The sequence below is a fragment of the Methylobacterium frigidaeris genome (genome assembly GCF_022179185.1).
GTDB lineage: Bacteria > Pseudomonadota > Alphaproteobacteria > Rhizobiales > Beijerinckiaceae > Methylobacterium > Methylobacterium frigidaeris.
In genome coordinates, this window is record NZ_BPQJ01000020.1 from 1 (window position 1) to 21,890 (window position 21,890).

The 21,890-nt window shown below is 69.6% G+C and carries 22 protein-coding genes and 1 tRNA gene; 15 read left to right on the forward strand and 8 right to left on the reverse strand.

Going from position 1 to position 21,890, the window contains the following annotated elements; genetic code table 11:
• The first annotated feature begins 82 nt into the window (after nt 1-82).
• Nucleotides 83-159, forward strand: a tRNA-Met gene (locus tag MFF64_RS20240).
• 47 nt (nt 160-206) lie between these two features.
• On the opposite strand, the gene MFF64_RS20245 is transcribed toward MFF64_RS20240, so the two are convergent.
• A complete protein-coding gene (locus MFF64_RS20245) occupies nt 207-917 on the reverse strand; it encodes an alanyl-tRNA editing protein (protein WP_099905251.1) in 711 nt (236 codons plus the stop codon).
• Between the two features lie 147 nt (nt 918-1,064).
• Between MFF64_RS20245 and MFF64_RS20250 the strand changes: the two genes are divergently transcribed.
• From MFF64_RS20250 to MFF64_RS20290, 9 genes are all read left to right on the forward strand, one after another.
• Complete coding sequence (locus MFF64_RS20250; protein ID WP_048427611.1) at nt 1,065-1,544, forward strand: response regulator; 480 nt, start codon at nt 1,065-1,067, stop codon at nt 1,542-1,544.
• 147 nt (nt 1,545-1,691) lie between these two features.
• Nucleotides 1,692-2,672 carry an ABC transporter substrate-binding protein gene (locus MFF64_RS20255; RefSeq protein WP_099905253.1) on the forward strand — a complete coding sequence of 327 codons (981 nt, stop codon included), beginning with the start codon at nt 1,692-1,694 and terminating at the stop codon, nt 2,670-2,672.
• Nucleotides 2,673-2,711: 39 nt separating this feature from the next.
• Entirely contained in the window at nt 2,712-3,494 is a 783-nt protein-coding gene (locus MFF64_RS20260) for an ABC transporter permease (protein ID WP_425324392.1), read from the forward strand.
• A gap of 2 nt (nt 3,495-3,496) precedes the next feature.
• Complete coding sequence (locus MFF64_RS20265) at nt 3,497-4,345, forward strand: ABC transporter ATP-binding protein (protein WP_099905257.1); 849 nt, start codon at nt 3,497-3,499, stop codon at nt 4,343-4,345.
• A gap of 184 nt (nt 4,346-4,529) precedes the next feature.
• Nucleotides 4,530-5,639 (forward strand): Ppx/GppA phosphatase family protein, encoded by a 1,110-nt coding sequence (locus tag MFF64_RS20270; protein WP_099905259.1) that lies wholly within the window; start codon nt 4,530-4,532, stop codon nt 5,637-5,639.
• Between the two features lie 164 nt (nt 5,640-5,803).
• Nucleotides 5,804-6,589, forward strand: a complete 786-nt coding sequence (locus tag MFF64_RS20275; protein ID WP_099901001.1) for an RlmE family RNA methyltransferase — start codon at nt 5,804-5,806, stop codon at nt 6,587-6,589.
• A 29-nt stretch (nt 6,590-6,618) separates the two neighbouring features.
• Nucleotides 6,619-6,903, forward strand: coding sequence for a hypothetical protein (locus tag MFF64_RS20280; RefSeq protein WP_099901003.1), 285 nt, complete (start codon nt 6,619-6,621; stop codon nt 6,901-6,903).
• Nucleotides 6,904-7,177: 274 nt separating this feature from the next.
• Nucleotides 7,178-7,948, forward strand: coding sequence for a potassium channel family protein (locus MFF64_RS20285; protein ID WP_238192219.1), 771 nt, complete (start codon nt 7,178-7,180; stop codon nt 7,946-7,948).
• Between the two features lie 116 nt (nt 7,949-8,064).
• Entirely contained in the window at nt 8,065-8,592 is a 528-nt protein-coding gene (locus MFF64_RS20290; protein WP_438823085.1) for a DUF421 domain-containing protein, read from the forward strand.
• A gap of 542 nt (nt 8,593-9,134) precedes the next feature.
• On the opposite strand, the gene recQ is transcribed toward MFF64_RS20290, so the two are convergent.
• Nucleotides 9,135-10,982 carry a DNA helicase RecQ gene (gene recQ, locus MFF64_RS20295; RefSeq protein WP_238192223.1) on the reverse strand — a complete coding sequence of 616 codons (1,848 nt, stop codon included), beginning with the start codon at nt 10,980-10,982 and terminating at the stop codon, nt 9,135-9,137.
• 94 nt (nt 10,983-11,076) lie between these two features.
• Here recQ and MFF64_RS20300 point away from each other — a divergent pair, with 94 nt between their 5' ends.
• Together MFF64_RS20300 and MFF64_RS20305 are read left to right on the forward strand one after the other, a co-directional pair.
• Nucleotides 11,077-11,319: a type II toxin-antitoxin system VapB family antitoxin gene (locus MFF64_RS20300; protein WP_099904660.1), complete on the forward strand. Its 243-nt coding sequence runs from the start codon at nt 11,077-11,079 to the stop codon at nt 11,317-11,319.
• On the forward strand, nt 11,319-11,723 hold the full coding sequence (locus MFF64_RS20305) for a type II toxin-antitoxin system VapC family toxin (RefSeq protein ID WP_099904658.1): 405 nt from the start codon (nt 11,319-11,321) through the stop codon (nt 11,721-11,723). Before MFF64_RS20300 ends, MFF64_RS20305 begins: the two co-directional genes overlap by 1 nt.
• On the opposite strand, the gene recF is transcribed toward MFF64_RS20305, so the two are convergent.
• The 6 genes from recF to queE all read right to left on the reverse strand — a co-directional run bounded on the left by recF (nt 11,724) and on the right by queE (nt 17,979).
• The gene (recF, locus tag MFF64_RS20310; protein WP_099904656.1) at nt 11,724-12,878 is read right to left on the reverse strand and encodes a DNA replication/repair protein RecF; all 1,155 of its coding nucleotides are present in this window, start codon (nt 12,876-12,878) and stop codon (nt 11,724-11,726) included.
• Between the two features lie 62 nt (nt 12,879-12,940).
• Complete coding sequence (dnaN, locus tag MFF64_RS20315; protein ID WP_099904654.1) at nt 12,941-14,062, reverse strand: DNA polymerase III subunit beta; 1,122 nt, start codon at nt 14,060-14,062, stop codon at nt 12,941-12,943.
• A gap of 172 nt (nt 14,063-14,234) precedes the next feature.
• The gene (gene dnaA, locus MFF64_RS20320) at nt 14,235-15,734 is read right to left on the reverse strand and encodes a chromosomal replication initiator protein DnaA (protein ID WP_238192225.1); all 1,500 of its coding nucleotides are present in this window, start codon (nt 15,732-15,734) and stop codon (nt 14,235-14,237) included.
• Nucleotides 15,735-16,233: 499 nt separating this feature from the next.
• Nucleotides 16,234-16,914, reverse strand: coding sequence for a nucleotidyltransferase family protein (locus MFF64_RS20325; RefSeq protein WP_238192227.1), 681 nt, complete (start codon nt 16,912-16,914; stop codon nt 16,234-16,236).
• The gene (queD, locus tag MFF64_RS20330; RefSeq protein WP_099906393.1) at nt 16,911-17,267 is read right to left on the reverse strand and encodes a 6-carboxytetrahydropterin synthase QueD; all 357 of its coding nucleotides are present in this window, start codon (nt 17,265-17,267) and stop codon (nt 16,911-16,913) included. Before queD ends, MFF64_RS20325 begins: the two co-directional genes overlap by 4 nt.
• Before the next feature lie 79 nt (nt 17,268-17,346).
• Nucleotides 17,347-17,979: a 7-carboxy-7-deazaguanine synthase gene (queE, locus tag MFF64_RS20335; RefSeq protein ID WP_099906391.1), complete on the reverse strand. Its 633-nt coding sequence runs from the start codon at nt 17,977-17,979 to the stop codon at nt 17,347-17,349.
• A 378-nt stretch (nt 17,980-18,357) separates the two neighbouring features.
• Here queE and MFF64_RS20340 point away from each other — a divergent pair, with 378 nt between their 5' ends.
• The 3 genes from MFF64_RS20340 to MFF64_RS20350 are packed head-to-tail and all read left to right on the forward strand — an operon-like array spanning nt 18,358 to nt 21,823.
• Nucleotides 18,358-19,866 (forward strand): D-alanyl-D-alanine carboxypeptidase family protein, encoded by a 1,509-nt coding sequence (locus tag MFF64_RS20340; RefSeq protein WP_207768207.1) that lies wholly within the window; start codon nt 18,358-18,360, stop codon nt 19,864-19,866.
• 4 nt (nt 19,867-19,870) lie between these two features.
• Nucleotides 19,871-20,653, forward strand: coding sequence for a hypothetical protein (locus MFF64_RS20345; protein ID WP_099906389.1), 783 nt, complete (start codon nt 19,871-19,873; stop codon nt 20,651-20,653).
• Nucleotides 20,654-20,707: 54 nt separating this feature from the next.
• On the forward strand, nt 20,708-21,823 hold the full coding sequence (locus MFF64_RS20350) for a CobW family GTP-binding protein (protein WP_099906387.1): 1,116 nt from the start codon (nt 20,708-20,710) through the stop codon (nt 21,821-21,823).
• Nucleotides 21,824-21,890 lie beyond the last annotated feature (67 nt).

Here is a 21,890-nt window from a genome sequence, read left to right on the forward strand (position 1 = left end):
CTGTGTCTCAAGACACGGGAGAGTCGGTCACCGCCAGACCTGCCAAGCACGTCAACGTTCCCTCATCACGAACACACCCTGGCGCGGGGTGGAGCAGCCCGGTAGCTCGTCAGGCTCATAACCTGAAGGTCACAGGTTCAAATCCTGTCCCCGCAACCAAGATCATGAACAAGCCCGTCGGCGAAAGCCGGCGGGCTTGTTCGCGTTCAGGCCAGCGACAGCCGCACGCGGCGGTTCTGCTTGCCCTTCTTCTCGATCGCCGTGACAGTCGCGGTGCCGATCTCAGCCGTACGGCGCACATGAGTACCACCGCAGGGCTGAAGGTCGAGGCCTTCAATCGCCACCAGCCGCACCCGGCCGCTGCCGACCGGCGGCTTCACCGACATCGTCTTGACGAGGCTCGGATTGGCCAGCAGCTCCTCGTCGCTGATCCAGTGCGTCGTCACGGCGGCGTCCTGGCCGATCATCTCCCGCAATCGTGCCGTCACTGCCTCCTTGTCGAGGCCCGCATCCGGAATGTCGAAATCGAGCCGTCCCTCTCCGTCGCCGATCGAGCCGCCGGTGACCGGGTAGGGGAGGGCGACCGAGAGCAGGTGAAGGGCCGTATGCACCCGCATGCGAGCGTGGCGCAGCGGCCAGTCGAGGAGGAGTCGGACCCGCTCGCCCGGAGCCGGCAGGGCCGCGTCCGGCGCGACGCGATGCAGGACCGTGCTCTTCTCGGGACCGTAGACGGTATCGAGGATGGCGATCTCGGTGCCGTCCTCCCGCACCATCCGGCCGCGGTCTCCGGGTTGGCCGCCGCCCTGCGCGTAGAACAGGGTCCGGTCGAGAACGAGACCGGTTATGTCCGCCACGACGATGCGGGCCTCGGCCTCGCGTAGATACGCGTCGTCACGGAAGAGGAGTTCGGTGGGCATGGGTGCCTTCAGGCTCTGATGCAGGGAGCCCGACACTGGCCCGCTGCCGCCGCGCCGTCGAGGTTTGGCGAGCATTAACCATCTCGGTTAGCGAAACCGCAGGGTGGTCGTGGGTAACCTCAGGTGAGTCCTGCGTCCGAGCCCGCGATGATCGCCACCCCGACCTTCCCGGACCTCTCGGCCCTCGTGGTCGACGAGAGCCTCTATATCCGCCGCATCGTGCGCGACATGCTGATGCGGGTCGGCATCAAGCGCCTGCTCGAGGCGCCGGACGGCGCGGAGGCGCTGGGCGTCCTGGCCGAGAGCAAGCCCGATCTCGTCGTGCTCGACTGGGACTTGGCGATCCTCTCGGGCGAAGAGTTCATCCGCCTCGCCCGCACCCCCGCCACCTCGCCGGCGCCGACCGTGCCGATCATCCTGATGCTGGCACAGCCGCGCCGGAACGTGGTCGACCGGGCGATCAATCTCGGGGTCAACGAGATCATCGCCAAGCCATTCTCGCCCAAGACCCTGTGGTCGCGCCTCGACGAGGTCATCAACCGGCCGCGGCCGTTCTCTCAGGTCAAGAGCCTGCTGCGGCCCCAGCCGCGCCTCGCCGCCGCAGCGGCCGTCAAGGGCATGCTCTGAGGCGGTCGGCGGAGCGCAGCGGTTTAATCCGCGAGTCTAAAGTCTTACCTCTCACACGGTAATCCGGCTTTCGGCCGGCTCGACCTTTGTCCAGTATCCCTGACCAAACCGGGCGCCCCAGCCGTCCGGATCGACAGGGAGAGAAGCATGCTCACGCGCCTCGCCGCAATCGCCGCCGTTCTGGCGGCCATCTCCGGCCCGGCCGCCGCCCAAGACGTCGTGCGTCTCGGCAACCTGAAATTCGCGCATTACGGCGCGATCTCCTACATGAAGGAGATCGCCGCGAAATATAACCTGAAGATTGACGAGAAGCAGTTCGCCAAGGGCGCCGACATCTATCCGGCGATGGCGGTGGACCAGATCGACATCGCAGCCTCCGGGGCCGACGGCGCGGTGGCGGCACGCGGCAACGGCGTGAAGCTCCTGGTCGTGGCAGGCTTCGCCAATGGCGGCGTGCGCATCCTCGGCCGGCCCGATCTCGGCGCCAAGACGCTGGCCGAGGTGAAGGGCAAGAAGGTCGCGGTGGTGCGCGGCGGCACCCAGGACCTGATGCTGCTGGCCGAGCTGGAGAAGAACGGCCTGACCTGGTCCGAGCGGCCCGGCAAGGACGTGCAGCTCGTCTACTTCAACAACTACGCCGACCTGAACCAGGCCCTGGCCCAGAAATATGTCGACGTGATCTGCCAGAGCGAGCCGCAATCGACGCAAGCCATCTCGAACGGCTGGGGCTACGAGATCGTCAAGCCCTACGACACCCCGGTCGGTGTGCCCTACCGCCCGCTGGTGATGACCGAGAAGATGTATACCGAGAAGCCCGAGGTCGCTGCCCGGGTGCTGAAGCTCTTCGTCGAGGCGACCAAGACCTTCATCGAGAAGCCGGACCTCGCCGAGAAATACGTGCGCGAGCAGGTCTTCAAGGGCCAGCTCAGCAGCAAGGACTTCCGCGATTCGATGGAGAACGCGGATTACACCTACGACATGCCGGCTGGCCACATGCAGGTCACTGCCGACCTGATGCACAAGTACGGCCTCGGCAAGATGGTCAACCCGCCGAAGGGTGACGCCGAGTGGGTCAAGCTCGACCTGCTCGAGAAGGCCAAGACGGAACTCGGCGCGAAAACGAACTGAGCCCTCACAGTGACCCGCCTCTCCACCTTCCGCGGCGCGCTGCTGCCGGTCGGCCTGCTGATCGTCTGGGAGATCGCCAGCCGGGCCGGCCTGTTCTCCGCCGTGGTGCTGCCGCCGCCGAGCGCGGTGGCGTCGCGCTGGTTCGCAAGCCTCGTCCCGGCCCTGCCCTACGACCCGGCGACGCAGAGCTACGCCGCCTGGCTCCTCTCCGGCGAGTTGCCGCACGACGCGGTGGCGAGCCTCGGCCGGGTGATCGCCGGCTTCGCCATCGGCGTCGGGCTCGCGCTGCCGGTCGGCCTGCTGATGGGCACGAGCGACCGGCTCTACGGCCTCGTCAACCCGCTCTTGCAGATCCTGCGGCCGATCCCGCCGATCGCCTATATCCCGCTCGCCATCGTGTGGTTCGGCCTCGGCAACCCGCCGGCGCTGTTCCTGATCGCGCTCGGCACCTTCTTCCCGGTCCTCGTCAACACGGTGGCGGGGGTGCGTCAGGTCGACTCGATCTACGTGCGCGCGGCGCGCAACCTGGGGGCGAATTCCTGGACGATGTTCCGGCGGGTGATCCTGCCGGCGGCGAGCCCCTTCGTGCTCGCCGGCATGCGCATCGGCATCGGCACCGCCTTCATCGTGGTGATCGTCGCCGAGATGATCGCGGTCTCGGACGGGCTCGGCTACCGGATCCTCGAGGCGCGCGAATACATGTGGTCGGACAAGATCATCGGCGGCATGCTGACGATCGGCATCCTCGGCCTCGTCATCGACGGGGCGATGTCGCGCCTCAACGACCACTTGCTGCGCTGGCACCGCGGCCTGGAGCGCTGAACATGACCGCGACCGCAACGCTCCACCGCCCCGAGCCCGCCACCCGGCCCGCGCCGGGCGCCGCCGAGATCACGATCAGTCATGCCTCGAAGGTGTTCGGCACCGGCGAGGGCGCCGTGGTGGCGCTGGAGGAGGTCACCGCCGCGATCCCGAGCGGGCAGTTCGTCTGCCTGCTCGGGCCGTCGGGCTGCGGCAAGTCCACCCTGCTCAACGCCATCGCGGGATTCTCGCCCCTCACCGCCGGGGAGATCCGCATGAACGGGCGCCCGGTCGTCGATCCGGGTCCCGACCGGGGCATGGTCTTCCAGGAATACGCGCTGTTTCCCTGGATGACGGTGGAGCAGAACATCCGCTTCGGCCTCGACATCAAGGGCGTGGCGCGGGCGGAGGCCGACGCGATCGTCGCCCGCATCGCCGGGACGCTCGGCCTGTCCGACTTCCTCGGCCGCTTCCCCAAGGAGCTGTCCGGCGGCATGCGCCAGCGCGTCGCCATCGCCCGCATCCTGGCGCTCGACCCGCCGGTGATGCTGATGGACGAGCCGTTCGGCGCCCTCGATGCCCTGACCCGGCGCACGCTCCAGGACGAGCTGCTGCGAATCTGGGCCGAGTACCGCAAGACCATCGTGTTCGTGACGCACTCGATCGAGGAGGCGATCTACCTCGCCGATCGCATCGTCGTGCTCACCTACCGCCCGGGCCGGATGAAGCGCGACCTGATCGTCCCGCTCGCGCGCCCCCGTGACACGGCGTCGGCCGAGTTCAACGCGTTGAAGCGCGAGCTCGCCGGGCTGGTGATGGAGGAGCAGCAGCGCTTCACGCAGGCCGAGCTGAAAGGGTCAGCGGTCGATTGATCGCGGAGCCGCCGGCGGTCGATCGACGGCAATCCGTTGGTCGGCCTCCGGATTGCCGCGGCGAGACAGCCGCCGCGGCACGATCGCTGCTTTGCGTTCCGCCCGGAGCCACGTAAGCTCCCCATCATGTGATGGATTGTTCCGGCCCGTGAGGGCGCGGATGTGAGGGATATCGGCCCTGCCGATGAGGGATGAGACGGTGGTCTCCGTGCCGGCGCGCGCCGCGGAGTACGCCGAGACAGCGCGCGCGACCGCGCCTCCGCCCCGTGCGGCGGGGGATGATGTTTCACGCCGGACGGAGCGGCGCGCCTACGCGGCGCTCGATCTCGGCACCAACAATTGCCGGCTCCTGATCGCCGAGCCGGCACCTTATGGGTTCCGGGTGATCGACGCCTTCTCGCGCATCGTGCGTCTCGGCGAAGGATTGGGCAGCACCGACCGGCTGAGCGACGACGCCATCGAGCGCACCGTCGACGCGCTCGCGGTCTGCCTCGGCAAGATGCGGTCCCGCGGGGTGGTGCGGGCGAAGTCGATCGCCACCGCGGCCTGCCGGCTCGCGGTGAACGGCCCGGCCTTCGTCGACAGGGTCCACCGTGAGGTCGGCCTCGACCTCGAAGTGGTGGACCGGCGTACCGAGGCCTACCTCGCCGTCACCGGCTGCGCGGCCCTCGCCGACCGGCACGCCGAGTCGGTGGTGATCTTCGACATCGGCGGCGGTTCGACCGAGATCGTCTGGCTCGACGGCAGCGCCGCGCTCGCCCGCAGTGCCGATCCCACATTGCGCATCCGCGCCTGGGACTCGCTGCCCGTAGGCGTCGTCACCCTGGCCGAGCGCTATGGCGGGGCCGACGTCACCCGCCCGGTCTTCGAGGGCATGGTCGAGGAGGTCGCCGACCGCCTGACCAAGTTCGCGCTGATCGCCGGTGCGGCGGCTCACGCACCGAACTTTCACCTGCTCGGTACCTCCGGCACGGTGACGACGCTCGCCGCCACCCATCTCCGCCTGCCGCGCTACGACCGGCGGAGGATCGACGGGTTGTGGATGCGCGACCGCGAGGTCACCGACGCCATCGACGGTCTGCTCGCGACACGGCTCTCGGACCGGGCGCAGAATCCGTGCATCGGTCGCGATCGGGCCGACCTCGTGCTCGCCGGCTGCGCCATCCTAGAGGCGATCCGCCGCGCCTTCCCGTCCGAGCGCCTGCGCATCGCCGATCGCGGCCTGCGCGAGGGCCTCCTGATGAACATGATGCGCGAGGACGGGGTCTGGCGCCGGGGCGTGCGGCCGGGCTGACGGCTTCCGGGCTTGCGCCCGGGGTCCTGCAAGAAGCTGGCTTGCGCCCGGGGTCCTGCAAGAAGCGGGCTTGCGCCCGGGGTCCTGCAAGAAGCGGGCTTGCGCCCGCATGCCCGGAGCGTCATCTGCCTTGCAGGGATTCGATCCATCGAAGGTCAAGGCATATGAGCGATCGTCGCGGCGGCGGCGTCCGGGGCGACCTGAAGCAGCGGGTGAAGACCGCGCGCGGGCGCACGGTCTCCTCCAAGCTCTGGCTGGAACGCCAGCTCAACGACCCCTACGTGGCCCGCGCCAAGCGCGAGGGCTACCGCTCGCGGGCCGCCTTCAAGCTCATGGAGATCGACGACCGCTTCCGGCTGCTGCGGCCGGGCCAGCGCGTGGTCGATCTGGGCGCCGCGCCCGGCGGCTGGTCGCAGGTGGCGGCCGCCAAGGTCGGCAGCCATCCCGGTGCGCCGTCGCCCCGCGGGCGCGTCGTCGGCATCGACCTCCTCGAGATCGAGCCGATGCCGGGCGTCGACTTCGTCACCCTCGACTTCCTCGATCCGACCGCGCCCGGGCTCCTGACCGAGATGCTGGGCGGGCCGGCCGACGTCGTCATGTCGGACATGGCCGCCAACGCCACCGGCCACAAGAAGACCGACCATTTGCGCATCATGGGGCTCGCCGAGACGGCACTGGCCTTCGCCCGCGAGATCCTGGCGCCTGGCGGCACCTACCTTGCCAAGGTGCTGCAGGGCGGTACCGAGGCCGGGCTGCTCACCGACCTGAAGCGCGATTTCTCCGCCGTGCGCCACGTCAAGCCGGCGGCGAGCCGGGCGGATTCAAGCGAGCTCTACGTGCTGGCGACCGGTTATCGCGGAGCCGAGGCTCAGGGCGGGCCGTATCGCGAGATCGACGACGACCAGGAGAACGGCGACGCGGAAGACGGGGCGTCGGGCTGGCGGCCGTGACGCCGGCGGCGGCCCTCGCGCGGGCCCGGATGCTGCTCCTGGCAGAGGGGTTCTTCGAGGTCGGCCAGGGCACCCGGGGCGAGAGCTTCTATTTCCGACTGCCCGGCGCGGCCGGGCAGCTACGGGTCGCCAATCATGCCCGCACGCCGCGCCAGCGGCTCAAGCACCCGGAGGTGGTGGCCAGTCTCGTCGTTGCGGGGCCTTTGTCGGAGGCGACGCTTCGGGAACGCTTGAGCGCCACCCTGCGGGATTTTCGAGCACGACAGGGGGCAGCCGACGCCGTTGATCAAGATCCCCTGGTGCCTGTGAGATAAGCGTGCATCGCCCCTCCCACGTGGACGAAGAGACGTGGTTCCGACCTCGATCAGCTTGGCTGCATGAGGGGCTGCTCCCGGCCCCATGCAGGACTTCGATCCCAGCACGAGTAAGGACCGCCTGGCAGAGCTGGCTGGCATAGCAACCAAGCCCGAGAGAACCAGCTCACCACCACCCATTAAGCAGGTCGGCGTTGGTGAACCTCTCGTGTCAATATGTGATAGGCCGTTCATGCTCCTGAACTCTGGAGCGGCAACCAAAGCGTGATTTCACATGGCAAGCCTGAGACAGGGGCTGCGAGAGCTTTACGAAGGCAATAGCGACCGAGCCCATCGATTTCGCTACGGTCTCCTCGCTTTTGATCTGACTACCCTGTTGTTCATCGTCTTATCCTCCTTCATGCCGCGCCAGCCGATGGTCGAGGGTGTCGATGTCTTGATCGGTGTCGCAGTGGCTGCTGACTTCCTCTCGCGGTTGGCGATCTGTCAACGACCAGCTCGGGAGTTCCTGCGGCCGACGACTTGGGCGGATCTGGCGGCGATCGGCTCGTTCCTGGCACCCATCGTCGGCGAAGGCGCTGGCTTCCTGCGCATCCTGCGCACGCTACGGCTGTTGCGGACCTATCAGTTGCTCGATCGGCTGCGAGTGGACTTTCCGCTCTTCCGCCGTAATGAGGAAGTGATCATCGCGGTGGTGAACCTCGCGGTCTTCATCTTCATCATGACAAGTATCGTCTACGCGACCCAGCACCGCTCGAACCCGAACATCGGCAATTACGTCGATGCGCTGTACTTTACCGTTACCTCGTTAACGACGACGGGCTATGGCGACGTCACGCTGCAGGGCACGGGAGGGCGCCTGATATCGGTCGTGGTGATGATTTGCGGCGTCACGTTGTTCCTCCGCCTCGCCCAAGTCTTGTTCCGGCCCTACAAGGTGCGCTTTCAATGTCCAGCCTGTGGCCTGCAGCGGCACGAGCCAGATGCAGTACACTGCAAGGCTTGCGGCACCCTGCTCAACATTCCCGACGAAGGTTCGGATTGAGCCGCATCAGCCCCGGTGCATGGCGCGTTTCTCATAGGACGAGAACCTGAACTGAAGCGCGCGGTGGCGTGTCGAGCTCGAGGCTGTCTGAGACGGTTGAGCGATGCGGAGGACCGATGTCTGATTGGCGAGCGCTGTTTGTGCCGGAGCACTCCCTAGTGGAGATCGCCCTGCGCGGCACCCTGATGTACATCTTCCTCTTCCTCATCCTGCGCTTCGTCATGCAGCGCCAAGCCGGTGCCGTGAGCCTTGCCGATCTGCTCGTCATCGTGCTGCTCGCCGATGTCTCGCAGAATGCATTCTCGAACGAGTACAAATCCCTCACCGAAGGCATCCTGCTCGTCCTGACGATCGTTGGCTGGAACTACGGCATCGACTGGCTTGCTTTCCATTTTCCCGCTTTTGAGCGCTTCATCACGCCGAAGCGACTCCCTCTTGTCGTCGACGGCCGCATCTGCTGGCGGAACATGCGCCGCGAGATGATCACCCATGCCGAGCTGATGAGTCAGCTTCGCCAGCAAGGCATCGACGATCCGAGTCTCGTGCGACTTGCCTCGCTGGAGGGTGATGGCAGCATCAGCGTCATCCGTCGCGATGATGAGGACACCGGACCCAAGCCGGAGAACCGCAGAGACCTGGCCTGATGCGGCGCGCACTTCCAGGGGGCAAACTGTCGGACGATCGGCGGTCACTCGTCTGTCGAAGCCGAAAGCCGGCGACGCGTGCGATACGGACAGGAGGATCGTCTCCCTCGAACGGCCGCTCCCCACCGAGACTGTGTGAAAACACAGCGGTTGTAGACGGATCCTGTCCTCATCCACCCTGGGCAGCAGCGGCATAGGCGCCTCGACGGCACCCGATCGCCACCCAGGATCCTCGAATGGCAGCAGCGCGGAAGATTGCTCTGCAAATTCGGCGCGCGCCCGAGTTTTCACGCGGCCTGCACCCTCAGCGGCCGTTCGCACGGTCAAGCTGCCTTGATCTCGCTTCCAGGGGCGAGAGCGTCACGCGTCCGAGTGAAGTGCGCGACGTCGTGCTGGCTGCTCGGCGCTCAAGGCAGGGTTCGGAACCGCGGCCACTTTCACGGGAGACCTTCGATTCCCTACCCGGTCCAGCACGGGGGTGGGGGCCGCGACTTCCGGGATAGCCGGGATCGGTCGCCGACCGAGGACGACGTAAAGCCCGATCACCCTGCCCGCTTCGCCGCATCCGCCAAAAATTCCGCCACCGCCTCGACGAAGGGCTGCCCATAGGCGTCGCGCTTGCGCTCGCCGACGCCGTGGATCGAGCGCAGGGCCCAGAGGTCAACGGGTTTCGAGCGGGCCATCTCGATCAGGGTGCGGTCGGGGAAGATCATGTAGGCGGCAACGCCCTCCTGGCGGGCGAGCGTCGCGCGCAGGCCCCTGAGGTGCTGGAACAGGGCCTCGTCGGCCTCCGACAGGCCGAGCGTGTCGTCGCGGTCGGACGCGGTGCGGCGGCGTTCCTTCGGGGCCTTCGGCTCGGGATCGGGGCGCAACTGCACCGGCTCGCGACCGAACAGGATCGCCTCGCCCTTGTCGGTGAGGGACAGGCCGCCGTAGCCGTCGCCGTTCTCCGCCACGGCGCCGGCCGCGAAGAGCTGGCGCAGGATCGCCCGCCACGCCGCCACCGGCTTGTCGGAGCCGACACCGAAGGTCTTGAGCTGGGAGTGGCCGTTGCGGCGGATCTGCTCGCTCTCCTTGCCGTGGACGAGGTCGCAGATATAGGCCGCGCCGAAGCGCTGGCCGGTGCGCACCACCGCCGAGAGCACCTTCTGCGCCGCCACCGTGCCGTCGATGAGCGAGACGCCGCCGCGGCAGAGGTCGCAGCGGCCGCAAGGCTGGCTCTGCTCGCCGAAATACCCGAGCAGCGACTGGCGCCGGCAACTCGCGCCCTCGCAGAGCGCGATCATCGCCTCGAGCTTGCGGCGCTCGACCCGGCGGCGGTCGTCCGGCACCTCCTTCTCGTCGATCTGGCGCCGGCGCAGCGCCATGTCGTCGAGGCCGTAGAGGGTCAGGGTATCGGCGGGCAGCCCGTCGCGACCGGCGCGGCCGATCTCCTGGTAATAGCTCTCGATCGTCGAGGGCATGTCGGCGTGGCAGACGTAGCGCACGTCCGGCTTGTTGATGCCCATGCCGAAGGCCACGGTCGCCACCACCACGACGCCGTCCTCCTGGAGGAAGGTGTCCTGGTTGCGCATCCGCACGCTCTGCTCCAGGCCGGCATGGTAGGCGAGCGCGTTGAACCCGTCCTGTTGCAGGATCTCGGCGATCTGCTCGGTGCGCTTGCGCGACGAGCAGTAGATGATGCCGCTTTCGGCCTTGCGCGGGCGCAGGAAGCGGGAGAGCTGGCGCGTCGGGTGCTCCTTCGGCGCGAAGGTCAGGCGGATGTTCGGCCGGTCGAAGGAGTGGACGAACAGCTCCGGCTTGCGGCCACGGGGAAACAGCCGCTCGGAGATGTCGGCCCGGGTCGCGGCGTCGGCCGTCGCGGTGAGTGCCACGGTCTGCACGTCGCCGAGCGCCTCGCGCGCGCGCGCGAGGTCGCGGTATTCGGGCCGGAAATCGTGGCCCCATTGCGAGACGCAATGCGCCTCGTCGACGGCGAGCCGCCGCACGCCGGCGCCCTGCAACGCCTCGATCAGGCCCTCCATCAGCAGCCGCTCGGGCGAGACGAAGAGCAGGCGCAACGAGTTTTGGCGGATGCCGCGCCAGGTCTCGCGGGCGCTCGATTCTGACACCGTCGAGTTGAGGGTGCCCGCTGCGACGCCGAAGGCCTCCATCTGCTTCACCTGGTCGTGCATCAGCGCGATCAGCGGCGAGACGACGACGGTCAGCGACTGCTCCACCAAGGCGGGGAGCTGATAGGTCATCGACTTGCCCGAGCCCGTCGGCATCACCGCGAAGACGTCGCGCCCGTCGAGCACGGCGCCGATCACCTCGGCCTGGCCGGGACGGAAATCCTCGTAGCCGAAGGTCTTGCGGAGGGCGGCGCGGGCCTCGTCGAGGCGGTCTGTCATCGTGGTTCTGCGGGCTCGTTGCGGGCGACGATCGAACGGCTTACGAGTGATTCGGATCGACGATAGCACTTCATCGCCGACGCGGGACGCCATCATGACGCTCGACATTCGCGATGAGGACGTGGACCGCCTCGCCGAGACGCTGGCATCGATGGCGGGACTCAGCAAGACCGAAGCGGTTCGTATGGCGTTGGCCAACGAACTGCAACGGCGCGAACAGTCGCTGGCCGAGTTCTGGGCGCGCATCAAGCCGATCCAGGACGCGATCGCGGCCACTCCGTCCACCGGACTGAAGGCGGACAAGGCCTTCTACGACGAACTGAACGGCCAGCCCTGATGTTCGTCGACGCCTCGGCGCTCGTCGCCATCCTGGCCCAGGAGCCGGGCTACACCGCAATCGGGGATCGCCTGCATGCCGCGTCCACCCGGTCGACGAGCGGCCTCGCCGTCTTCGAGGCGGTGATGGCCATCGCGCGCTTGAAGAGGCTGACGATCGCGGCGGCCCAGGCACATGTCGAGGAATTCCTGAACGCAGCGGCCATCGGGGTTGTGCCGATTGCCGACGCAGAGACACGGGAAGCCCTCGCTGCCTTCACGCGCTTCGGCAAAGGCCAGGGGCATCCGGCTCAGCTCAACATGGGCGATTGCTTCGCCTATGCCTGCGCACGGACACGGAGGGCGGAGTTACTGTTCGTCGGCAACGACTTCAGCCGTACCGATATCGTCTCGGTCACACCGTAATCACGTCGTGGCGACCCGGATCGCGCCCTCCGCCACCTGCACCACGTCCGCCCGCCCGCCCAGCTCCCCGAACATCGCCGGATCGGCCCCGGTCATCCAGACCTGCCCCGGCAGGGCCTCCAGCGCGTCGAACAGCCCGGAGCGGCGCCGGGGATCGAGATGGGCCGCGACCTCGTCGAGGAGAACGAGGGGCGCGAGCCCACTCATGCCGGTGACGAGGCGAGCGTGCGCGAGCACCAGGCCGATCAGCAGGGCCTTCTGCTCGCCGGTCGAGGCGGTGGCGGCGGGCACGTCCTTGGGACCGTGGCGCACCACCAGGTCGGAGGCCTGCGGCCCGGCGAGCGTCCGGCCGGCGGCGCGGTCGCGAAAGCGGTTCTGGCGTAGGGTCGCGCGGTAGCGGTCCTCGGCATCGACCGCGGGCCACACCGCCACGAGGTCGTCGATGTCGCCCTCGAGCCGCACGCTCGCCCAGGGGAAGGGCGAGGCCTCGTCGCGGGTGGACAGGATCAGGCTGTCGAGGCGCTCCACCGTCTCGCGGCGCGCCAGCGCCACCGCGACGGCGAGTTCCGCCACCTCGCGTTCGACGGCCTCGAGCCACGGCCCGTCGTCGGGCCGCTCCTCCAGGAGGCGGTTGCGCGAGCGCAACGCCCGCTCCATCGCGCTCACCCGGGCGCCGTGGCCGGCATCGACGGCCAGCACCAGCCTGTCGAGGAAGCGGCGGCGGTCGCCGGCCGGGCCGCGGAACAGGGCGTCGAGGTCTGGGGTGAGCCAGACCACCCGCACCTGCTCGGAGAAGGCCGTGGGGGAGGGAGCGGTTGCCCCGTCGATGCGGCAGAGCCGGCCGCCGCGCTCGTCGCGCCCCCGCGGCGGCTCCCAGGCGGTGCCGATGCGGTGGTCGCCGTTCGGCCCCTCCAGGGTCAGCGAAACCGCGAAGCCGCCGCCCCCCCCCTCGCGCGCCATCACCGAGAAATCCGCCCGGCGCAGGCCCCGGCCGGGGGCGAACAGCGACAGCGCCTCCAGGATGTTGGTCTTGCCGGCCCCGTTCTCCCCCACCAGCGCGACGAACCGGCGGCCGACCGCGAGGTCGAGGTCGGCATGGTTGCGGAAGTCGCGGGCGATCAGGCGGGTGACGCGCAGGGGATCGGGATTCGTCATCCGGACCTTGTGGCCCGGACGTCGGATTCAGACCAGTCCGGGGACGGAGATAACCCCCGCCCTCACACCCGCATCGGCATCAGCACGTAGAGCGCCGGCGCCCCCTCGCGGTCCTGGATCACCGTCGGCGAGCCCGGATCGGCGAGGCGGAACAGGGCGGTGTCGCCGTCGAGCTGAGCCGTGATGTCGAGGAGGTAGCGGGCGTTGAAGCCGATATCGAGGGGGCCGGCCTCGTAGTCGACGTCGAGCTCCTCGGTCGCCGAGCCCGAATCCGGGTTGTTGACCGAGAGCGACAGGCGCCCGTCGGTCATCGCGAGCTTCACCGCCCGGCCGCGTTCGGACGAGATCGTCGAGACGCGGTCGACCGCCTTGGCGAACTGGTCGCGCTCGACCGTCAGGCGCTTGTCGTTGCCGGTCGGGATGACGCGCTGGTAGTCCGGGAAGGTCCCGTCGATGAGCTTCGAGATCAGGGTGACGCCGGACGAGAAGCTGAACCGCACCTTGGCGGAGGAGATCTCGACCCCGACGGTCTCGCCGCCATCCTCGACGAGCTTCTGGATCTCGGCCACGGCCTTGCGCGGCACGATGATGCCCGGCATGCCGCCGCTGCCCTCCGGCGCCTCCATCTGGACGCGGGCGAGGCGGTGGCCGTCGGTGGCGACGGCCCGCAGCTTGAGCGAGCCCTCGGCCTCGATGGTGTGGAAGAAGATGCCGTTGAGGTAGTAGCGCGTCTCCTCGGTGGAGATCGCGAACTGGGTCTTGTCGATCAGGCGCTTGAGGTCGGCGGCCGGCAGCTCGAAGCGGTGCGGCAGCTCGCCAGCGGCGAGATCGGGGAAATCGGCCTCGGGCAGCGCGCCGAGGGTGAAACGCGAGCGGCCCGACCGGATCAGCATCTGACCGGTCTCGCCGCTGGTCTCGAGCGAGACTTGGGCGCCGTCGGGCAATTTCCGCACGATGTCGTAGATGACGTGGGCCGGCACCGTGATGGCGCCGCCATCGACCACGTCGGCGGGAATCGTCTCGGTCACCTCGATATCGAGGTCGGTGGCCTTGAGCTGGAGGCCGTCCGGCCCGGAGCGCAGCAGCACGTTCGACAGGATCGGGATCGTGTTGCGCCGCTCGACGACGCGGTGCACGTGGCCGAGCGACCGAAGAAGGGCCGCGCGCTCGACGGTGACTTTCATCAGGGTGATCCGTGTCTCGTACGACCGGCCGAGCAAGGCCGGCAAAAGCAACCGTGGCCCCGTGCACGCACGGGAGCGGAACTTTGGCGAAGGCGCTCTCCGATGGCAAGCCGGGGGCCCGTCGCCGGGCTCCCGCTCAGTCCTCGGTTCTCTCGCCGCGGTTCTCTCGTCCTCAATCCTGGAGCATGCGCTTCAGGAGCTCGACCTCGTCGCAGAGCGCCGTATCCTCGCCGATCGCTTTCTCGATTTTGCGCACCGCGTGCAGGACCGTGGTGTGGTCGCGCCCGCCGAAGCGCCGGCCGATCTCCGGCAGGGAGCGCAGCGTCAGCACCTTCGAGAGGTACATGGCGATCTGGCGCGGCTTGACCACCGCGGCGGTGCGGCGCTCGGAGAGGATGTCGGAGCGCGAGACGTTGTAGCGGCTCGCCACCAGCTTCTGGATGTCCTCGATCTTGACCCGCTTCGGCTCGCGGTTCTTCACGAGGTCGCGGATCGCCGTCTCGGCGGTGTCGAGGGTGACCGGCGCGCCGGTGAGCGTGGCGTGGGCCAGGAGCCGGTTGACCGCGCCTTCGAGGTCGCGGCCATTGGCGGTGATGGCCTTCGCGACGTACTCGGCCACCGCCGGACCGACCTCGAAGGCCGGATGCGAGGCCCGCACCGCCTCGAGGCGCGATTGCAGGATCGAGGCGCGCAGGGCCTCGTCCAGGGTGCCGATCTCGACCACCAAGCCGCCGGCGAGGCGCGAGCGCACCCGCTCGTCGAGGGATTCGAGTTCCGTCGGCGGCCGGTCGGCGGCCACCACCACCTGGCGCCCGGCATCGATCAGGGCGTTGAGGGTGTGGCCGAACTCGGCCTGGATCGAGCGGCCCTGGATGAACTGCACGTCGTCGAGGATCAGCACGTCGATCGCCCGCAGCTTCTCCTTGAAGGCCAGCGCGCTCTGGGTCTTGAGGGCGTTGACGAAGCCATACATGAAGCGGTCGGCGGTGAGGTAGATCACCCGCCGCCCGGCATTCTTCACCGCATGGCCGATGCCGTGGAGGAGGTGGGTTTTTCCCAAGCCCACGCCGGCATGGAAGTAGAGCGGGTTGTAGAGCGCGGGTCCGCCATCGTGCCGGGCGACTCGCTCGGCCGCGGCATGCGCGAGCGCGTTCGAGCGGCCGACCACGAAGCTCTCGAAGGTCAGGCGCGCATCGAGGGGGGCACCGCCCAGTTCGCCCTCGGGCGCGTTGCCGCGGGCGGCGCGCTCGGGCTCGGGCAGCTCGGCGGCCGGGCTGGCGGGGCTCGCGGCCGGGCGCGGGCCCGGCACCGGCTTCGTCAGCGCGGCGGCGCCCGGCCGGGCCGGCGCCATGGCGCCGCGCACCCCGACCTCCAGGCTCTCGATGCCGTCGGCCTCGCTGCGGAAGGTGGCGAGCACCCGGTCGAGGTAGTGCGACTCGATCCAGCTCTTCAGGAACCGGGTCGGGACGGTGAGGCGGGCGACCCCGCCGGAGACCTCCTGCAGCTCGAGCCGGGCGAACCAGCTCGCGAATACGTCCTCGCCGAGTTCCGCCCGCAGGCGGCGCTTCACCCGTTGCCAGGCTGCCGCGACCTCGCCGTTGCTGCGGCCGTCGTCGCCGTTGCCGCCACGGCCGGAGCCGACCCCTTCCGCCAAGCTGCCGTCCACACGCATGACTGGTCCCTTCTCGGCCCGGTGGCGGCTGCCCGCTCCCGGCCCGTACGCAGATACGCTTGCCGCCCTGGCCCCGGACGAGGGGCCGGGCGGCCGGGTCGAAGGCTTGGGAAGTCAATTCCTTCCCGGCCGTTTTCCCCGTGGTTCGTCCCGGTCTATCAACAACTGGTCTCGTTTCTCTTAAAGACCTCGGATCCCCAAATCCGCGAGGTGCCGCCGCAAGTTGGCGGCACGATGCGGCTGTCCCGCGGGCAGTGCGCCGCGATGTGGCAGGTCGGTCGATGAGAGCGGGACGAGACCCGCGCGAACGGCGGGTACAAGGGGAAAACTAGGCCTTCCCGGGGAAGCTTCGCAACAGGAACGATCGGTGGCAGGGTGAACCGATCGTTACGCCCTTCCATCGCCCACGCCCGATCCACAGCCTGTCCGGCGGCAAGATCCTGGAATCGTGACCGTTTCGTTGAAGTGTGCGTGCCGCTCGTGAAAGATCCGTGCGGGCTCAACGGCTTGTCGAGAACGGGGAGGGCGCCGGGGACAGGTCGGTGGAAACCGCCGCCGTGTCGTCCGCGCACTTGACAGGGGCTTGTCCCGCCCCAGCCCACGGGACCACCGTCAGCTCGGGCCAGAGCGCCCGCACCCGCTCGGCCTTGGCGGCGTAGGTGGGCCCATTGGCGATGGCGGGGTTGGGGCGCAGCACCAGCCCGAACAGGTCGGCGAGGCCGAACGGTGCGGCGATCGAGAGCGTGTCGTCGGGTTCGAGCCGCGCCCCGACCGCGTGGACGACGGCCGCGTATCGGGACAAGGCCGCGTCGGCGCTCGGGAGGGGAGGATAGGGGCTCCCGAAGCGGGCCTCGAACCAGAGATGGACCCGGGCCTGGTTGCGGATCTCGACCGGGCCGGCGCAAGGGCCAAGGGCGGGCACGGCGCGGCGCAGGACCGCGTCCTCGGCCTCCCAGGACAGGTCGGCGGCATCGAAGTAGATCAGGTCGTAGTCGCGGATCCCGTGCCCGCGCGGCCGGCCGGTCAGGACGTTCCAAACCGTCTGGTACAGGCAGCCGGCGACGAGGCGCCATTGCGGCAGGGCGAGGCCGCGGGCCGCGATGAGCAGCCGCATCAGGTCGGGATCGGCCCGGACGATCGCCGCGAGCCGCCGATGGTACACCGCCTCCTCGGCGCTCACGCGCCGGTATATTCCGCCCAGGACATCGGCGTCTCGAACACCTTGACCGAGGACAGGAGCGGCAGGGCCGGCCGGGTCTTCTCCCAGATCCAGACCGCGATGTGCTCGGCGGTGGGATTCTCGAGGCCCGGCACCTCGTTGAGGCAGTAATGGTCGAGGCGTTCGAGCACCGGCCCGAAGGCGGCCTCGACGTCGAAGAAGTCGACCACCCAGCCGGTCTCCGGGTCGACCGGCCCGTCGAGGGTCAGCTCCACCCGGTAGGAATGGCCATGCATGCGGTGGCAGCGATGGGTCGGAGGCACGTTCGGCAGCCGGTGGGCCGCCTCGAACGTGAAGGCCTGGGTGATCTTCATCTGCGGTCGCGTCTGGGGATCGATGTGGGCAGCCCCTTAGCACCGTTGGTCCGGCAGGCGAAACCGCGTGCGACCGGACCTACGGGATCCCGATCAGCTTGTGGGTCTGCAGGCTCAGGCGCCAGCGGGCGTCGCGCAGGCAATGGGCCACCGCCGCGCCGGTGTTGGCGATGCGGTCGGGACCGTCCATCGGCTGGAGCCAGAGGTGGCGGAAATCGAGCTCGGCCAGCGCGTCCGGGTCGAGGCCTGACTGCGGATAGACGAGCTTCAACTCGTCGCCGCGCGTGAGGCGCAACGGCGCGCCGGCCTTGGGGCTGACGCAGACCCAGTCGATCCCCGCCGGCGCAGCTTGCGTGCCGTTGGTCTCCACCGCCGCCTCGAAGCCCCGCGCGTGCACGGCGGCGAGCAGCGCTTCGTCGAGCTGCAGAAGCGGCTCGCCGCCGGTGAACACCACGTAGCGCCGACCGCGGGCCCCGTTCCAGGTCCGCTCGATCGCCTCGGCCAATGCTTCCGCATCGGCGAAGCGGCCGCCGCCGGTACCGTCGGTGCCGACGAAGTCGGTGTCGCAGAAGCGGCAGACGGCCTCTGCCCGGTCGGCCTCGCGCCCGCTCCACAGGTTGCAGCCGGCGAAGCGGCAGAACACCGAGGCGCGCCCGGCCTGGGCGCCCTCGCCCTGGAGGGTGTGGAAGATCTCCTTGACGGCGTAGCTCATGATGTCGGTCGTCGGGCGCCGCCGGTCGTCGGCGTCGCGCGTTGCTCCAAGTTGTTTCGAACGAGCGTCGTTTCGAACGATCGTCCTGCCGTGTCAGATGGGGATCGCGCCGGCAAGCGCACCGGGCGCAAGGCCCCTCCGCTTCTGTGGACGGGCCTGTGGGCGGGCACGGGATGGCAGCGCCGCCATGCTCCCGCCACGGATGGTGCGTTCATGGGTGTATCGCGCGGCGCTGTCAAAAGCTTCGCCGTTGCCCTACAATCACGGTCGGTCTGCCGTGCGGTGCCCGGGGCGGCGTGATCGGACGGTCTCACATCGGAGGCCGGACGGTTGCGGGAGGCGCCGCGGGCGGCACCGGCACGACGGGGACCCATCGGAATGTTCACAGCTGCGCTGCTGCCGCGCCTCGCCGGACGCCTCCTCGGCCTCGGCGCCCTCGTGGCTGCGGGATCCTTCGCCGCCGGAACGGCGGGGGCGGTCACCGCGCCGATGCTGGTCGTCGACGTCGATTCCGGCAAGGTGATCTACAGCCAGGGCGCCACCGATCCGTGGTTCCCGGCCTCGATCACCAAGCTGATGACGACCTACGTCGCCCTCGACATGGTGCGCCAGGGCCGCGCCTCGATGGACCAGCTGCTCACCATCTCGGAGGCCGCCGCCGCCGAGCCGCCCTCGAAGATGGGCTTCAAGCCCGGCACCCAGCTCACCCTCGACAACGCCCTCAAGATCATCATGGTGAAGTCGGCCAACGACGTCGCCTGGGCGATCGGCGAGAATCTCGGCGGCTCGATCGACGGCTTCGCCGCCCAGATGAACGAGACCGCGCAGCGCCTCGGCATGCGCGAGAGCCGCTGGACCAACCCCAACGGCCTGCCCGACCCGCGGCAATGGACCTCGGCCCGGGACATGGCGATCCTCGGCCGGGCGCTCCTGCGCGACTTTCCCGAGAACCGCGACCTGTTCTCGATCTCGGCGATCCAGTTCGGCCGCGCCGTGATGCCGAACCACAACGGCCTGCTCGGCCGCTACGCCGGCGTCGACGGGATGAAGACCGGCTTCATCTGCTCGGGCGGCTTCAACGTGGTGGCGAGCGCCAACCGCAACGGCCGGCGCATCCTCACCGTGGTGATGGGCCAGGCGAGCGCCCGCGAGCGCGACCTGAAGGCCGCCGACCTGTTCGACTACGGCTTCGGCCAGTCGACCTTCGGCTGGGGCGGCCAGACGCTCAACGAGATGCCGACCTCGGCCATCGCGAGCCCGCCGGACATGCGGCCCTATATCTGCGACAAGCGCCGGCCGATGCCGACGGATTCGGATTCCTCCGCCGTGACCGCGGGCGCCGCCGCCGGGGGCAACGCCGACAACGCCAACGCGCAGCTGATGGCCGTGGGCGCGCCGCCCTCCTCGGCGCTCGCCTTCGCGACCATGAACAGCGCCGCCCTGCGCAACCGCGCCCTGCCGCCCCGGGCGCCGCTGCAGCCGGTGCTGGTCTGGACCGGCCGCGACCCGGCGGAGAGCGCCATCGCGGCGACCGACGAAGCGGCCCCGGCCAAGCCCGTCACCCCGCGGGTGAAGGTGGCCAAGCCCGCGCCCCTCAGGCCCGGGCCCCACAAGCCCGCCCCGAGCCGCAGCATCGCGGCGACCGGCGCGACCGTGCCGCAGCCCAAGCTCCTCGCCCGCCAGAAGGGCGCGACGCCGGCCGCGGCCTCGGCCTTCGCCTCCACCGGCCCGGCCACGTCGGTGATCGCCGAGCCGAAAGCCCAGAAGGCCGCCGTGAAGCCCGCGGCGAAGCCGGCCGCCAAGCCGGCGGCGAAGCCCGCGCAGAAGGCCGAGGCCAAACCGGCGCCGAAGCCCGCGGTCAAGTCGGCGCGCAAGAAGGACGACTGAGCCCGTGTCCGCCGCGGCGCCGGTCTTCTGCCCGGACGACGCGCTGGCCTATCGCCGCAGCCGGACCCGCTTCGTGCCGGGCGAGGGGCTCATCCTCGACGAGACCTACCGCCTCGCGCACCTGCCTCTGGTGGCGCCCGATCATCCGGGCGTGATCCCCTCGAAGGAGGGCCGGTCTTACGCGCGCGGACGCCATCCTCGGGTCGTGTCGCTGGTGCTGCCGGTGCCGCATGCGCGCCTCGCCGCCGCCCCGGCCTATGCCGCGCTGGAGCGGGAGCTTCGCGCCGCGCCCTTCGCGCACAAGATCGCCTGGGACATCGCCGCCCGGCGCCGTGATCGCCTGCACGCGACCCTGTGCGGCTCGCTCGCGATCGGGCCCGACGCCGAACCGACGCCGACGCTTGAGCAGCGGGCGGCCCTCGCCACGCTCGGCCCGGTCGCGGTCGAGCTGCGCGGCCTGTTCTCGGGCACCGTCAATGTCGGCCGGCTCTATCTGCGGGTGTATCCCGAGTTTCGCGACGGCGCCGACCGGCTGGCGGAGATCCAGCGGATCATGGGCCGGCCACCGAGCGGCCTCTACGTCGTCGGCCTGCATGCGCTGACCGACGACCTCGACCCGGCGGAGGCCGCGTCCCTCGCCGACCTGATCGAGCGCTGGTGGAACCGGCCGATGCTGCACCTCTCGCTCGATGCCCTGTGGCTGCTCTGGGCCACCGACGACCAGGTGCTCGACGGCGGCGTGCTGGAACGGGTGCCGCTCACCGATGGGGCGGTGCACCGGGATTGACGTTCGGCGGTCGGATGCGCAGTTCGCGGGGAACAGTCCGACGAGACCGCCCGCATGACCGACACCCCCGGCCGCCCGGCCCCGATCCCGCTCACGATCCTCACCGGCTTCCTCGGAGCCGGGAAGACCACCCTGCTCAACCGGCTGCTGCGGGCGCCGGAGCTCGCCGACACGGTGGTGATCGTCAACGAGTTCGGCGAGGTCGGCCTCGATCACCTGCTGATCGAGACCGTGGACGAGGGGATGATCCTGCTCGGGGCCGGCTGCCTGTGCTGCACCGTGCGGGGCGACCTGATCGCGACCCTCGAGGACCTGCTGCGCAAGCGCGACAACGGGCGGATCCAGCCGTTTCGCCGGGTGGTGATCGAGACCACGGGTCTCGCCGATCCGGCGCCGATCCTGCACGCGCTCCTCTACCACCCCTACGTGGCGATGCGATACGCGCTCCAGGGCGTGGTCACCGTGGTCGACGCGATCAACGGCGACGGCACCCTCGACGCGCATCCGGAGGCCCTGCGCCAGGCTGCGGTGGCGGACCGCCTGGTCGTGACCAAAGCCGACCTCGCGGGCGGGCAGGCCGAGGCGTTGCGCGAGCGCCTCGCCCGGATCAATCCGGGCGCCGCGATCCTGGCGCCGGATGCGCCGGCGGACACGATGCTCGGCGGCTTGTTCGACCTCGACGGCAAGGTGGCCGACGTGCGGGCCTGGCTCGGGGCGGAGAGCCGGCACCACGATCATCATCACCATCACGGTCACGACCATCATCATCACGGCCACCACCACCACGACGTCAACCGGCACGACGCGGCGATCCGCGCCTTCCATCTCGTGAGTGACGAGCCGGTGCCGCGGGCGGCGTTCGAGATGTTCCTCGACCTGCTGCGCTCCGCCCACGGCCCGAAGCTCCTGAGACTGAAGGGACTGGTGGCCCTCGCCGACGATCCCGGCCGGCCGGTGGTGGTGCACGGGGTGCAGCACGTCGTCCACACGCCCGCCACCCTGCCGGCCTGGCCCGACGGCGACACGCGCTCACGGCTGGTGCTGATCGTGCGCGACCTCGATCCCGCCTTCGTGCGCCGGCTGTGGGACGCCTTCCTGGGTCGCCCGGCGATCGACGCGCCGGACGCCGCGGCGCTGACCGGCAACCCGCTGGCGATCCCGGGCGGCTGATCGGCGGGGCTGATCCCGCATCGGGCCGGCACGGCGCTTGAAGCGTCCCACCCGGCGCGGCCGCTGG